The following is a 13,304-nucleotide window of genomic DNA, read 5'->3' on the forward strand; positions in this document are numbered from 1 at the left end:
GCATGAAACGCGTTGCGATTACCGAGCGCCCGAACTGGCGCGAAAAAGCGACCGAGTTCGGCTTCAAATTCCATACCATGTATGGCGAGCCGTACTGGTGTGAGGATGCCTATTACCAGTTTACGCTGGCGCAAATCGAAGAGATTGAAAGCGCCACCGCCGAGCTGCATCAGATGTGCCTGCAAGTGGTAGAGAAAGTGGTCGGCAGCGATGCGCTGATGGCCAAATTCCAGATCCCGAAGCACACCTGGGATTTCGTTCGCAGCTCGTGGCGCACCAGCCAACCTTCGCTGTATTCGCGCCTCGATCTGGCCTACGACGGCGTCAATCCACCCAAGTTACTGGAGAACAATGCCGATACGCCAACCTCGCTGTATGAAGCGGCCTTCTTCCAATGGCTGTGGCTGGAAGACCAGATCAACGCCGGCAATCTCAGCCCGGAGTCCGATCAATACAACAGCCTGCAAGAAAAGCTGATTGAGCGTTTTGCCGATTTGAAAGCGCACCACGGCTTCGGTCTGCTGCATTTGGCCTGTTGCCAGGACAGCGAAGAAGATCGCGGTACGGTGCAATACTTGCAGGACTGCGCACTGGAAGCCGGCGTGCCGACCGAGTTCCTGTTTATGGAAGACATTGGTCTCGGCGAGAAGGGGCAGTTTACCGATCTGCAAGACCAGGTTATCGGTAATCTGTTCAAGCTCTATCCGTGGGAGTTTATGCTGCGCGAGATGTTTTCCACCAAGCTGGAAGATGCCGGCGTGCGCTGGCTGGAGCCGGCCTGGAAAAGCATTATCTCCAACAAGGCGCTGCTGCCGATGCTGTGGGAAATGTTCCCGGATCACCCGAACCTGCTGCCGGCCTACTTCGCGCAGGACGAACATCCGCAGCTCGATCACTACGTCACCAAGCCGCTGTTCTCACGCGAAGGCGCCAATATCCAGATCGTGCAGAACGGTCAGGAAGTGGCGCGCGTTGACGGTCCGTACGGCGAAGAAGGCATGATTGTGCAACAGTTCCACCCATTGCCGCAGTTTGAGGGCAGCTATACGCTGATCGGCAGTTGGCTGGTGGACGATCAACCCTGCGGCATCGGCCTGCGTGAAGATCGCGAGCTGATCACCCAGGATCTGTCGCGTTTCTACCCGCACATCATCCTCGGCTGACGAAGTCTTGCCAGATACCTGAAATGCAAACGCCAGTCTGAGACTGGCGTTTTTTATTTAACCGACCTGCACCGACAGCATGCTCAAAGCGCCCATCTCGATGCCGTCCACAGGCACGGATATCGCTTCTTCGCCATCCCAACTGCCCAGCACATACAGCAGCGGCAGATAATGTTCCGGCGTCGGATTCGACAATGCCGCCCCCTGATGCTGCATGAAATTCACCAGAGGATGATTATCCCCCTGATAATTCAGATTATCGCGCACGAACTTGTCAAAGGACTCCGCCCACGGATAAGGGGTGGTATCCCCCTGCCATTTCACCATTCGCAGGTTATGCACCACGTTGCCGCTGGCGACAATCATCACCCCCTGCTCACGCAGCGCCGCCAGTTTGCGGCCCAGCTGGTAATGGTATTCAGCCGGTTTGGTGCCGTCGATACTGAGTTGTACGATCGGGATATCCGCGTCGGGGTACATCTTGATCAAGACTCCCCAGGTGCCGTGGTCCAGCCCCCATTCGCTGACATCCGCCGTGACCTCAATCGGCGCAAGCAACTGCTGCAACTGCGCCGCCAGTTCAGGAGAGCCCGGCGCCGGATATCGAGTATCAAACAGCGCCTGCGGGAAACCGCCAAAATCATGGATGGTTTTTGGCTTTTCCATCGCGGTCACCGCGGTGCCACGGGTGTACCAGTGCGCGGAAACGGCGACGATGGCTTTTGGACGCGGCAACGTTTCACCCAGCGTACGCCATGCCAGGGTGTAGCGATTTTCTTCCAGCGCGTTCATCGGGCTACCGTGACCGAGGAAAAGAGCAGGCATACGAGAGGTGTTCATACATAATCCTTGGTTAGTCATCTTACGTTCTGCTAACCAGATTACGCCGTTTGCCACGGCAACACAGCCGGATAACCATGATGAAGATCTTCAATAAATTTGAATGGTTTAAACAATGGCAGTCATCCGTCAAACCCGCTCGATTTCAGCTGTGACTCTGTTAGTATCAGAAAATAAACAATAATTATCAGCATACAAGGAGGCTATTCTGTCAGTACCCCTGATCCTGACCCTGCTGGCCGGCGGTGCCACCTTTGTCGGTGCCCTGTTCGGCATCATCGGCCAAAAACCGTCCAACCGGATGCTGGCCTTTGCCCTCGGCTTTGCCGCCGGGATTATGCTGCTGATTTCATTGATGGAAATGCTGCCTGCGGCGCTGCACACCCAGGGTATGTCGCCGATGCTGGGCTACGGCATGTTCATGCTTGGCCTCTTGGGGTATTTTGCGCTGGACCGCATGCTGCCGCATCAGCATCCACAGGATTTGCAGCAAAAGCCGCTCACTCCCTATAACCTCAAACGCACCGCAATGCTGCTGACGCTCGGCATCAGCCTGCACAATTTCCCGGAAGGCATCGCTACCTTCGTCACCGCCAGCGCCGATCTTGAATTGGGGATGGGTGTTGCGCTGGCGGTCGCCATCCACAATATTCCTGAAGGGTTGGCGGTTGCCGGACCGGTGTATGCCGCCACCGGCTCAAAAACCAAAGCGCTGCTGTGGTCGGGCATTTCCGGCATGGCGGAAATTCTCGGCGGCGTGCTGGCGTTCCTGCTGCTCGGCCCGATGATCTCGCCGGTGGTGATGGCGTCGATTATGGCAGCAGTGGCCGGCATTATGGTGGCGCTGTCGGTAGATGAGTTGATGCCGCTGGCCAAAGAGATCGACCCGCACAACAACCCCAGCTACGGCGTGTTATGCGGGATGGCGGTCATGGGGTTCAGCCTGACGCTGTTGCAAAGCGGCGGCATCGGTTAACGCCGATTCTGACTGGCGGGGCCCCCAACCCCGCCAAATCGAATGCCTTCCAATAAATTCATAACCTATATGAATATCAAAGCATTACTGCCACACAGGTCTAATTTGTGAGCGATTTGCATATGATTTGTTAATTCAAAATATACAATGAATTTCTCTGCCGGCTCCCCGCCGGCAGGTTGCGGCGCTACGGTGAAAACGTCGTACCCTCCGCGCTCGGCAACACGGAACTCAAGTACAACAAGGAGGAATTCATGTTCAGATCCACACTGGCAACCCACCTGGCTCTTTCCGTTACCTTATGCACCGGGTGGGTAGCAACCGTCTGCGCAGAGGAAAAAGCGCAACTGGTACAGCGCGAAGATCCTTACTTCAAACAGGCGCAAGAACAGCTACAACAAAGGCTGGCACAGCCTAAAAACACCCATCGGGCGAAAAACGTCATTCTGGTCGTTGGCGATGGGATGGGGTTTTCAACCGTTACTGCAGCACGTATTTTCGAAGGGCAACAACGCGGCGTCGACGGCGAATCTAACGTGTTGGCATGGGAAGCTTTCCCCTACCTGGCCGCAGCCAAAACCTACTCTGCCAACGCCCAGATAACCGACTCCGCCCCCAGCGCAGTCGCCATGACCACCGGCGTCAAAACCCTCAATGACCTGATGGGGCTGGACCATACGGCGAGCCTTAACAACTGCGAGGATCAGAAAACCAAAACGGTCACCACCCTGTGGGAGATGGCCGCCTCCCTCGGCATGTCCACCGGTGCCGTCACCACCGCGACCATCACCCATGCCACTCCCGGCGCCACCTATGCCCATATCGCTAACCGAGACTGGGAATCCGATGCAAAAATGCCGGCCGAAGCCCTGGCCGCCGGCTGCAGCGATATTGCTCGCCAGTTGGTTGAGATGAAATACGGCAACGGCCTCAACGTCGCCATGGGCGGCGGGCGCGCCAACTTCCTGCCGGAGAGTGCAACCGATCCTGAATATGCCGCTAAAAAAGGCAACAGGAAGGATGGTCGTGACCTGACGCAAGCCTGGCTAAAACGCTATGGGGAACGCGGCAGCTACGTGTGGAATCAATCGCAGTTCGATCGGATCGACCCCGCGAAGGTTGATCATCTGTTGGCTCTGTTTGAACCGTCGCATATGAACTTCGACCACGATCGGCGGGAAGATGCCGCAGGTGAGCCTTCGCTGGCCGAAATGACCGGCAAGGCCATCGATATTCTGGCCAGGAACCCCGAGGGCTATCTGTTGTTGGTTGAGGGCGGGCGCATTGACCACGGCAGCCATAACGGCAATGCCTATCGCACCTTAACCGATACGGTGGCCCTCAATGAGGCGGTAAAAACCATTATCGGCAAAGTTGACCTGAACGAGACGCTGGTGGTGGTGACCGGCGATCATAGCCATACGCTCACCCTTGCCGGCTATGCCAAACGGGGTAATCCAATCCTCGGCATCTCAATTGGCGTCAACGGCAAACCGCTGCTGGGCAGCGACGGCAAGCCTTATACCACGATCAGCTTCGCCAACGGCCCCGGCGGTGTCATTCCGCTGCCGGAGCGCCCGGCACTCACCATGGAGCAGACCAGCGCACCCGACTTTATCCAGCCGGCGCTGGTGCCGATGAAGAGCGAAACGCATGGGGGTGAGGATCTTGGCATCTACGCCATCGGCCCTTGGTCGCATCTGTTCCAGGGCACGGTCGAGGAAAACTACACGTTTCATGTGATGAATTACGCTAGCCGTATCGGCGAACGTCTGTCAAATCTGTAGCCCTTTGTTAAGCCGATAAAAAAAGCCGCATTACGCGGCTTTTTTTATCGTCGAAGACCAGGCTGAATCAGCTGGCTTTCTGCTCCTGGGCCTGGCGGTAAGCCACCAGATCCTCGATGGTCAGCACCGTCATATCATGCTTCCTGGCGAACTCGATCACTTCCGGAGCATGCGCCATGCTGCCATCGTCGTTGGTCAGCTCGCACAGCACGCCGGCAGGTTTGAAACCGGCCATGGCCACCAGATCGATGGTCGCTTCGGTGTGGCCACGGCGGCTCAGCACCCCACCCGGCTGCGCACGCAGCGGGAACACGTGGCCAGGGCGGTTCAGATCGCTCGGCTTGGCGTTGTCGGCCACCGCCGCACGGATGGTGGTCAGGCGGTCGGAAGCGGAAACGCCGGTCGTCACGCCCTGCGCCGCTTCGATAGTCACGGTGAAGGCAGTCTGGAACTGGCTGGAGTTGTTGGTCACCATCATCGGCAGTTCAAGCTGCTGACGGCGGTCTTCGGTGATGCACAGGCACACGATACCGCTGCCGTGGCGAATGGTCAGCGCCATTTGCTCAACGGTCATGGTTTCTGCGGCGAAGATCATATCACCTTCGTTTTCACGATTTTCATCATCAAGCACCATCACACCGCGCCCGTTGCGCAATGCTTCAAGAGCGCGTTCAACGCGTTCTACCGGCGTGCCGAAATCTGAAAGTAGCGTCTGATTCATGGTAAAAAACCTCATTAGAAAATTATGGATTACCAGAACCAGGGCGATCTTGAGGAGTAGCTACAACAATAGCTAAAAAAATAACGCAAGCGGGCGCAAACCCGGCAGATACCGTTACTCTCTCCCATCCGGACTATAACCGTCGGCCCCGGAATTACACCGGATCTGCTGACCTCTAACCAAACTACAAGAGACTGGCTGAGCGCTCGCGGGCTTTCACCGTAGAAGGTGATTTACCGCCGGTGGGGACTTGCACCCCGCCCTGAGAATAAGCATTCTGACTATAACGCTAATGATTAATCAGGGCAATTGGCAAAAGCACAATTCGGCCCCCTGCGGAGAATGCGGTTATTGGTTTATCCGGCGGGCAACTCGCATTACACTAGGCGACAGCTATTAAACTCTGAAAGGGATACGCCATGATTGACCCGAAAAAAATTGAACAGATCGCACGCCAGGTTCATGAGTCCATGCCTAAAGGCGTTCGTGAATTCGGGGAAGACGTCGAGAAGAAAATCCGTCAGGTGCTGCAGTCGCAGCTCACTCGCCTGGATTTGGTCAACCGCGAAGAGTTCGACGTGCAAACCCAGGTGCTGCTGCGCACCCGTGAAAAACTGGCATTGCTGGAACAGCGTATGAGCGAGCTGGAAAGCAAGCTGAACGCAGCGCCGGCAGCGCAACAGCCAGACGCAGAATAAGATGTCGCCAAGGGCGCGATACCGCGCCCTAATCAGGAGCCAATCGCCGCCTGCGGCTTGCGCGGCAACACCAGCCAAATCAGCGCGAACATCCCCAACGCATACAGGCTTTTCCAGCCGATTATCACCATCAGTAACAGGCACAGCACCAAACCTGCCACCGCCATCAACCGTGAACGCCCGTGCAAAATTCGGCACCCCGCCAGCATGCACAGCAGATAAATCAGCACAAAGATGCCATTGGCATACACCAGCAGCGTATCCAGCGGCAGCTTCAGCGTATAAATCAGCAAGGTGAACAGCAGACAGCACCCCACTACCGCGCTCAATGCATTGACCGGTGCTTGCCCGGCAGACAGCTTGGCCAACGCGCTGGACGGCCGATCCTGCGCCTGCGACCACACCAGCCGGGCAAAGCTCTGCGTATAGATATTCACGCTGGCGAAGCAGGCCAGATAACCAATGATGCAGGCGACCCACAGCGCATGCTGCCCAAACAGTTGCACCACGATGCCGGGCAGCGACGCGGCGGCAGCCTGATGCTCGCCGTAAGCGTGGAAATGCAGCACCGCCACGGTGCAACCCCAATAGACCGCTCCGGCGACCACCATGCCAAGCAACAGCGCACGCGGGAAATCGCGCTCGGGGTTACGGAATTCGGTCGCCAAATGCGCGAACGCTTCAAGGCCGACAAAACACCAGAACATCACCGCCAACGCATGGAACAAATTGGGAGGAGAAATTTCGTCTATCGCAGGCCAGGGGATTTGGGCAGGCGAGATATCGCCTCGCCACCAGATAGCGGCCACCAACCCCACCACCAGAATGGCGATCAGCGTTTGAATATTGGCGCTGGAGCCCGCGCTGCGCGTCCCCAACAGCCAAATCGCCAGCAGCGTGGCGATCTGCACCAACAGCAGGCCGTTGGCGCTCCAACCGAGCGTGGCTTGCCAGAACCCGGCGGCAATTTGCAAGGCGGCCGGCAGGCCGACCGGGATCACCGACAGAAACAGCCAGCCGGTGACCTTCGCCATGCGCGGACCAAAAGCCATACCGACAAAGTGCGCAGCGCCGCCGGCGCTGGGGAAGTGGCGGCCCAGAGCCGCAAAAGCGATGGCGATAGGAAATACCAGCGCAATCAGCACCGGCCAGGCCCACAGGCTATCGCCTTGCGCTACCTGAGCCGCCAGTGCCGGAACGGCAAACACCCCGGTACCCAGCAACGAAGTGGACAATAACCCGACGCCCTGCGCCAACCCCAGTTCCTGCTTCAGCCCACTCACTGACCACCGCCATTTTCAGCAGGCTTAACCACGCCCGTCTTTGATTGCCTTGATGATGTTAGTGGTCGACAGGCCGTCTTCAAAGTTCAGTACCTTGACGTCGCCGCCGTTGGCCCACACCTCGGCGCTGCCGGCGATCTCTTCAGGCTTGTAATCACCGCCTTTCACCAGCAGATCCGGCAGGATGTCGGCGATCAGACGCTGCGGGGTGTCTTCTTCAAACGGCACTACCCAGTCCACCGCTTCCAGAGCGCCAAGCACAATCATGCGGTTTTCCAGCACGTTGACCGGACGGGTTTCGCCTTTCAGACGTTTGGTGGACGCATCGCTGTTCACCGCCACGATCAGGCGATCGCCCAATTTGCGGGCATTAGCCAGATAAGAAACATGGCCGGCATGCAGAATGTCGAAGATGCCGTTGGTCATCACCACTTTCTCACCGCGCTGGCGAGCCTGGGCCACGGCAGTTTTCAACTGGGCTTCGGTCATCACGCCAAAGCCGGTTTCGGCACGGCCACGCACTGCGTTTTCCAGTTCGATTGGCGAAACGGTCGAGGTCCCCAATTTGCCCACCACCACGCCGGCGGCGGCATTAGCCAGGAAACAGGATTCCTCCAGCGTATTACCGGCGGCCAATGCGGCAGCCAACACGCCAATCACGGTATCGCCGGCACCGGTCACGTCAAACACTTCCTGCGCCAAGGTTGGCAGATGCAACGGCGCAATGCCCGGTTGCAGCAGCGTCATGCCATGCTCGGAGCGGGTAACCAGCAGCGCGGAAAGGTCAAAGTCCGCCACCAGTTTCATGCCGCGTTCAACCAGTTCGGCTTCGTCTTTGCAGTGGCCTACCACCGCCTCAAACTCGGACAGGTTTGGCGTCAGCAGCGTCGCACCGCGATAACGCTCAAAATCAGAGCCTTTTGGATCGATCAGCACCGGCACCTTGGCGGCGCGAGCCAGTTGGATCATGCTCTGCACCTGGCTCAATGCGCCTTTAGCGTAGTCAGACAGCACCAGCGCGCCAATGTGCGGCAGGGCCTGCTGGATGCGTTCCAGCATCGGCTGCGGATCGACGTTGGAGAAACCTTCTTCGAAATCGAGACGGATCAGTTGCTGATTACGCGACAGCACGCGCAGCTTGGTGATGGTCGGGTGCGTCGGCACCGAAACAAAATCACAGCGCACGTTCACTTCGTTCAGCTTGGCGCTCAGCGCCCGCGCCGCGTCATCAATGCCGGTCAGGCCCACCAGACGTGAGTTAGCGCCCAGCGAAGCAATGTTCATCGCCACGTTAGCCGCACCGCCCGGACGCTCTTCGATGGTATCAACCTTGACCACCGGCACCGGCGCTTCCGGTGAAATGCGGCTGGTCGGGCCATACCAATAGCGATCCAACATGACGTCACCCACCACCAATACTCCGGCGCGGCGAAAATCAGGCAGCGTAACTTTCATCCGATAACTCCAAAAAAGTCCAAAATTTTAGTGGCGCAGATATTACCACAGACGTCCGTAATACCTGCAAAACGTATTGCGCAACCGGCCTTGTCAGCCCAGCCATTTCGCCCAGCTGGCGCGTACCTGCTCACGCTCGGCGGCGAACAGCTCACTGCTGACCTTGCCGGAATGCTCTTGCAACGCCAGGTGATGGATCTCATCGCGCATGGTGACATAAGCCTGGGTCAGCGCGAGCGCTTCCTCTTCCGGCATGATGTCGTAATTGGCCATCAGTTCGAAAATGCGCACGTTATCCGACCAGCGCGTCAGGCGCGGCTCGGCGCCCGCATAGCCTAAGACCAGATATTGGGCGATAAATTCGATATCGGTGATGCCGCCCTCGTCGGCTTTGATATCAAACAGATCGCGCTGCTTGCTGCCGAGGTGACTGCGCATTTTCTCGCGCATCTCGCGCACCTCCTTCCGCAAGGTTTCAGGATCGCGCGGTTTACACAGGATCTCACGGCGGATGACGTCAAACTGTTGATGCAAAGCCGGATCGCCGTGCACGATGCGTGCCCGCACCAGTGCCTGATGTTCCCAGGTCCAGGCTTCGTTCTGCTGGTAATCGGCAAACGCCTCGACGGTGCTGACCAACATGCCGGCGGCGCCCGAAGGCCGCAGGCGAGCGTCCACTTCGTACAGAATGCCGGACGAAGTGCGGGTACTGAACAGGTGCATCACCCGCTGCGCCAGGCGCAGATAGAACTGGCGACCATCAATGCAGCGTTCGCCGTCAGTCATCACGTCCGGCGGGCAATCGAGGATAAACACCAGATCCAGATCGGAACTGTAACCCAGTTCCCAGCCGCCCAACTTGCCGTAGCCAATCACCGCAAAACCACGCCCTTCCCGCTCTTGCAAATGGGTTGGCTGGCCGTAGCGCGCCACCATGTCGCTCCACGCCTGCTGTACCACCACGTCGATGATCGCCTCTGCCAGATAGGTGAGATGATCGCTCACTTTCATCACCGGCAGCGCGCCGGAGATATCCCCGGCGGCGATACGAAGTTGCTGGGCCTGCTTGAACTGGCGCAACGCTTCCAGCTTTTGTTCTTCGTCGTCTTCCGGAACCCGCAGCAGGTACTGGCGCAGCTCGCTGCGGTAGGCGTCCGGCGCCACCGGCTGATACAACGTCGCCGGATCCAGCAGCTCATCCAGCAGCAGCGGGTAGCGCGACAGCTGATTGGCGACCATCGGCGAAGCGGCGCACAGGCGAATCAAGTGGCTGAGCGCCGCGTGGTACTCCACCAGCAGCTCAAGATAGGTGGTGCGGGTTACAATGCTCAGCAGCAATTGGGTCAAACGCAGCAGCGCGGTCGGCGCATCCCGGCGCGGGCACACCTCGGCCAACAAACGCGGCATCAGTTGATCGAGCACGTCGCGGCCGCGCGGGCCAATGGTGCGTTTGTCTACGTCATGGCGGAATTCGGCAATGATACGCAGCACCTGCCTGCGCGCGTCTTCATCCAGATGCGGGGTCAGCGGCGCCAGTTCGTTCTCTTCCAGCGCGTCCTGCCACAGACTGTGATAGTGCTGATAATCGGGATCTTCGCCCACATCGGGGCTATCATCGCCAATCAGGTCGTTAAATACCGCCCTTACTGCCTGCATGTGGGTTTCCAGCGCCGCCAGCAGCGCCGGCCAGTCGCTGAACCCCATGCCCCAGGCCAGACGCGCCTGATCGAGCTCATCCTGCGGCAGCGTTTGGGTCTGTTGATCGGCAATCGCCTGCAGCAGGTTTTCCAGACGGCGCAGGAACAGGTAGCTGGCGCTCAGCGCCTGCGCCTGTTGCGGCTCCAGCAGCCCCAGTTCCCCCACCGCTTGCAATGTCGGCAGCAGCGAACGCCCTTGCAGCATCGGCTCGCGCCCGCCGCGGATCAGCTGGAACACCTGGGTGATAAATTCAATCTCGCGAATGCCGCCGGCGCCCAGTTTGATGTTGTCTTTCAAGCCGCGGCGGCGCACTTCACGTGCGATCATCCCTTTCATGTTGCGCAGCGACTGGATCACGCTGAAATCGATATAGCGACGGAACACAAATGGCCGCAGGGTTTTGCGCAACTCCTGGCTGTAAGCGTCTTCAGACCCGCCCATCAGCCGCGCCTTTACCATGGCGTAACGCTCCCAGTCACGGCCCTGCTCCTGATAATAATCTTCCAGTGCGGCAAAACTCATCACCAGCGGACCGCTGTCGCCGAAAGGCCGCAGCCGCATGTCCACGCGATAGACAAAGCCGTCAATGGTTTGCTGGTCCAGCGCTTTGATCAGCCGCTGCCCCAGACGGGTGAAGAACTGGGCGTTATCCAGCTCACGCCGCCCGCCCTGGGTCTGGCCATTTTCCGGGTAGGCGAAGATCAGATCGATATCGGACGAAAAGTTCAGTTCGCCGCCGCCCAATTTCCCCATGCCGAGGATCAGCAGCGGCTGCGGAACGCCCTGCGCGTTGCAAGGTGTGCCCCACTCGCGGCAACAGGTTTGGTACAGCCAATCGCGGGCGCTGACAATCAGCGTTTCCGCCAGCCCACTCAGTTGCAGCAGCGTTTCTTCCGTACTGCACAGGTTCAGCGCCTGCGCCCAGGCGATCCTCACCAGCGTCTCGCGGCGGAACAGGCGCAGCACGCGCATCAGTTGCGCTTCGTCACGCACCTCTTCCAGAGAGTCTTGCAGCCAGGCGGCATAGTGTTGCCACTCATTCGCCACCGGCGGTTGCTTACGCAGCGTCTCCAGCCATGCTGGCTGGTTGAGCAACATGTCGCTGACAAAGTCACTTGATGCTAAAACCCACTGTTCCTGACTGCTGAGCGCGCAATCCGCGCCCTGAGTTTCCTGAAAACGCTGCACGATGTTCTGTGCCTGAGCCTGTAACACGCATGAGAGTGGCAACATAGTGAATGATCCGTCCTGCGGCCTGCGCCTCGCAGGCCGGCTTGATTAGCGGAGCGCGCCGTTTAACCAGAATGGCGCATGCGATAAGGCCTGTTTGCGGGTGGCTTCGTACCAGCCCTGACGCCGTTCAGCCACCGCCAGCTGCAGTTCGCGCCAGCTTTCGATATACGGGCCGGTTTCGTCGTCCGGATACGCGCCCGACAGCAGAATAAATGCCGAGACCTGGCGCGTCAGACGCGGCAGCTGTTCTTCATACTCGTCGTCATTGAGCGTGCGGGTGAAGGCTTCTTTCAGCTCGGCGGCGCTGCGCCCCAGCATAATGTCGCTGAAACGTTTGAAGGAACCGTCCAGCTTGGTCTGTGCTTTTGCGTCGATAAATGGCCGCCAGGCGCCGGTCACCAACCACGATGTGAGCGCCAACTTACATTGCAGGTATTCCGCGCTGTAGCACAGCAACTGCGGTTTGGTGGTCTTATCAACCAGCAGCGGCTCCAGGGCAGTTAGCCGGGCGCGCAGATCGGCGCTGGCCTTGCGCGGCACCAGGCCGCCGAAGATAACCAGTGCCTGGCGAATCAGAGCAATCGCCTCCATCACCGAACGGCGAGCCTGGTTATCACCGCGCAACCACAGTTCTTCGTGGTATTGCCAATGGCTCAGCCCCAGTTCAAAGCTGGCAACCATCCCCTGCTCAACGCTGGATTTGGCTGCCGGCTTCAATACCGCCAGCGGGTGGCGCTCGCGCGGGAGGTTGCCCTGCGCCAAATGATAACCGCGCGCCGCCTTGCTCAGGCTGCCCTGACGCAGGCCGCCGTGTTCTGCCAGCGCGTTCGCCAACGCCAGCAAATCGGCGGTGTTGCCTTCTTTAAGCTCCAGTTCGATCTCGCACAGCGCTTCGTTCAGTTCACCCGCGCTCACCTCGCCCTGGTCCAGACCAACCTCAATCTCGCTCTTACCGTAAGTGACCACCCACTTCTCACGCACGAAATCGGTGCGGAACAGCGGTTGCAATTGCTGCTGCAGCGCCTGGATGTCGCAGCCCTGTGGCCAGATATCCGCCGGGAACAAATCCAGCGCCAGCTCGGGCTTGGCGATCGCCACGTTGTATTCCGGACGCTGATGCAAACCCGCCACCACCTTGCCGGCGGTTTTGATGGTCATTTCGTAACTGTCGTCAAAACCGCGAATGCGCAGCCCCATATCATGGCTGCGCAAAAAATTGTCGGCGGTTTCAAAGTAAATATTGGTCAGCTTTTGCGGCGCCGAATGCTGATGCGGCCAGGCGGCCAGTTGCTGCGGCAACGCGGCGACGGCATCCGGGGTAGCAATAAATTTCAATTCTATTTCAACGGTCATAAGTCTTTTACACCAATAAGTTACGCGTTCGCGTCAGCCTTCACGGCGGCGAGCTCTGCCTGCCACGCTCTGCCCGATGACGCACAGTTGCCGTTAT

The 13,304-nt window shown here is 58.6% G+C and carries 10 protein-coding genes and 1 riboswitch; of the genes, 4 read left to right on the top strand and 6 right to left on the bottom strand.

Going from position 1 to position 13,304, the window contains the following annotated elements; genetic code table 11:
- Nucleotides 1–2 precede the first annotated feature (2 nt).
- On the top strand, nucleotides 3–1,163 hold the full coding sequence (locus tag SPL01S_RS14780) for a glutathionylspermidine synthase family protein (protein WP_062868785.1): 1,161 nt from the start codon (nucleotides 3–5) through the stop codon (nucleotides 1,161–1,163).
- A 57-nt stretch (nucleotides 1,164–1,220) separates the two neighbouring features.
- Here SPL01S_RS14780 and ygiD read toward each other — a convergent pair whose 3' ends face one another.
- Complete coding sequence (ygiD, locus tag SPL01S_RS14785; RefSeq protein WP_063200871.1) at nucleotides 1,221–2,003, bottom strand: 4,5-DOPA-extradiol-dioxygenase; 783 nt, start codon at nucleotides 2,001–2,003, stop codon at nucleotides 1,221–1,223.
- A 208-nt stretch (nucleotides 2,004–2,211) separates the two neighbouring features.
- On the opposite strand from ygiD, the gene zupT reads away from it, so the two are divergent.
- The gene (zupT, locus tag SPL01S_RS14790; RefSeq protein WP_037431762.1) at nucleotides 2,212–2,979 is read left to right on the top strand and encodes a zinc transporter ZupT; all 768 of its coding nucleotides are present in this window, start codon (nucleotides 2,212–2,214) and stop codon (nucleotides 2,977–2,979) included.
- Nucleotides 2,980–3,233: 254 nt separating this feature from the next.
- The gene (locus tag SPL01S_RS14795; RefSeq protein ID WP_063200873.1) at nucleotides 3,234–4,766 is read left to right on the top strand and encodes an alkaline phosphatase; all 1,533 of its coding nucleotides are present in this window, start codon (nucleotides 3,234–3,236) and stop codon (nucleotides 4,764–4,766) included.
- Between the two features lie 67 nt (nucleotides 4,767–4,833).
- Here SPL01S_RS14795 and ribB read toward each other — a convergent pair whose 3' ends face one another.
- Nucleotides 4,834–5,487 carry a 3,4-dihydroxy-2-butanone-4-phosphate synthase gene (gene ribB / locus SPL01S_RS14800; RefSeq protein WP_004948318.1) on the bottom strand — a complete coding sequence of 218 codons (654 nt, stop codon included), beginning with the start codon at nucleotides 5,485–5,487 and terminating at the stop codon, nucleotides 4,834–4,836.
- Nucleotides 5,488–5,599: 112 nt separating this feature from the next.
- Nucleotides 5,600–5,761, bottom strand: a riboswitch (FMN riboswitch).
- Nucleotides 5,762–5,906: 145 nt separating this feature from the next.
- On the opposite strand from ribB, the gene ubiK reads away from it, so the two are divergent.
- Nucleotides 5,907–6,185, top strand: coding sequence for a ubiquinone biosynthesis accessory factor UbiK (gene ubiK / locus SPL01S_RS14805; RefSeq protein ID WP_004948322.1), 279 nt, complete (start codon nucleotides 5,907–5,909; stop codon nucleotides 6,183–6,185).
- A gap of 32 nt (nucleotides 6,186–6,217) precedes the next feature.
- Here the strand turns inward: ubiK and yjeH are convergent, their stop codons facing one another.
- From yjeH to SPL01S_RS14825, 4 genes are all read right to left on the bottom strand, one after another.
- A complete protein-coding gene (gene yjeH / locus SPL01S_RS14810) occupies nucleotides 6,218–7,468 on the bottom strand; it encodes an L-methionine/branched-chain amino acid transporter (RefSeq protein WP_063200875.1) in 1,251 nt (416 codons plus the stop codon).
- 24 nt (nucleotides 7,469–7,492) lie between these two features.
- Nucleotides 7,493–8,923 (bottom strand): bifunctional D-glycero-beta-D-manno-heptose-7-phosphate kinase/D-glycero-beta-D-manno-heptose 1-phosphate adenylyltransferase HldE, encoded by a 1,431-nt coding sequence (hldE, locus tag SPL01S_RS14815; RefSeq protein ID WP_020439835.1) that lies wholly within the window; start codon nucleotides 8,921–8,923, stop codon nucleotides 7,493–7,495.
- A gap of 93 nt (nucleotides 8,924–9,016) precedes the next feature.
- Nucleotides 9,017–11,854 (bottom strand): bifunctional [glutamate--ammonia ligase]-adenylyl-L-tyrosine phosphorylase/[glutamate--ammonia-ligase] adenylyltransferase, encoded by a 2,838-nt coding sequence (gene glnE / locus SPL01S_RS14820; protein ID WP_063200878.1) that lies wholly within the window; start codon nucleotides 11,852–11,854, stop codon nucleotides 9,017–9,019.
- Between the two features lie 45 nt (nucleotides 11,855–11,899).
- Nucleotides 11,900–13,207, bottom strand: a complete 1,308-nt coding sequence (locus tag SPL01S_RS14825) for a CYTH domain-containing protein (RefSeq protein ID WP_063200883.1) — start codon at nucleotides 13,205–13,207, stop codon at nucleotides 11,900–11,902.
- Between the last annotated feature and the right edge of the window lie 97 nt (nucleotides 13,208–13,304).

This window comes from Serratia plymuthica NBRC 102599 (assembly GCF_001590925.1).
In the GTDB taxonomy this organism is placed as follows: Bacteria; Pseudomonadota; Gammaproteobacteria; order Enterobacterales; family Enterobacteriaceae; genus Serratia; species Serratia plymuthica.

Coding starts and splice junctions, on each gene's coding strand:
- SPL01S_RS14780 (WP_062868785.1), top strand. CDS start 3: ATGAAACGCGTTGCGATTACCGAGCGCCCGAACTGGCGCGAAAAAGCG.
- ygiD (WP_063200871.1), bottom strand. CDS start 2,003: ATGAACACCTCTCGTATGCCTGCTCTTTTCCTCGGTCACGGTAGCCCG.
- SPL01S_RS14795 (WP_063200873.1), top strand. CDS start 3,234: ATGTTCAGATCCACACTGGCAACCCACCTGGCTCTTTCCGTTACCTTA.
- ribB (WP_004948318.1), bottom strand. CDS start 5,487: ATGAATCAGACGCTACTTTCAGATTTCGGCACGCCGGTAGAACGCGTT.
- ubiK (WP_004948322.1), top strand. CDS start 5,907: ATGATTGACCCGAAAAAAATTGAACAGATCGCACGCCAGGTTCATGAG.
- hldE (WP_020439835.1), bottom strand. CDS start 8,923: ATGAAAGTTACGCTGCCTGATTTTCGCCGCGCCGGAGTATTGGTGGTG.
- glnE (WP_063200878.1), bottom strand. CDS start 11,854: ATGTTGCCACTCTCATGCGTGTTACAGGCTCAGGCACAGAACATCGTG.
- SPL01S_RS14825 (WP_063200883.1), bottom strand. CDS start 13,207: ATGACCGTTGAAATAGAATTGAAATTTATTGCTACCCCGGATGCCGTC.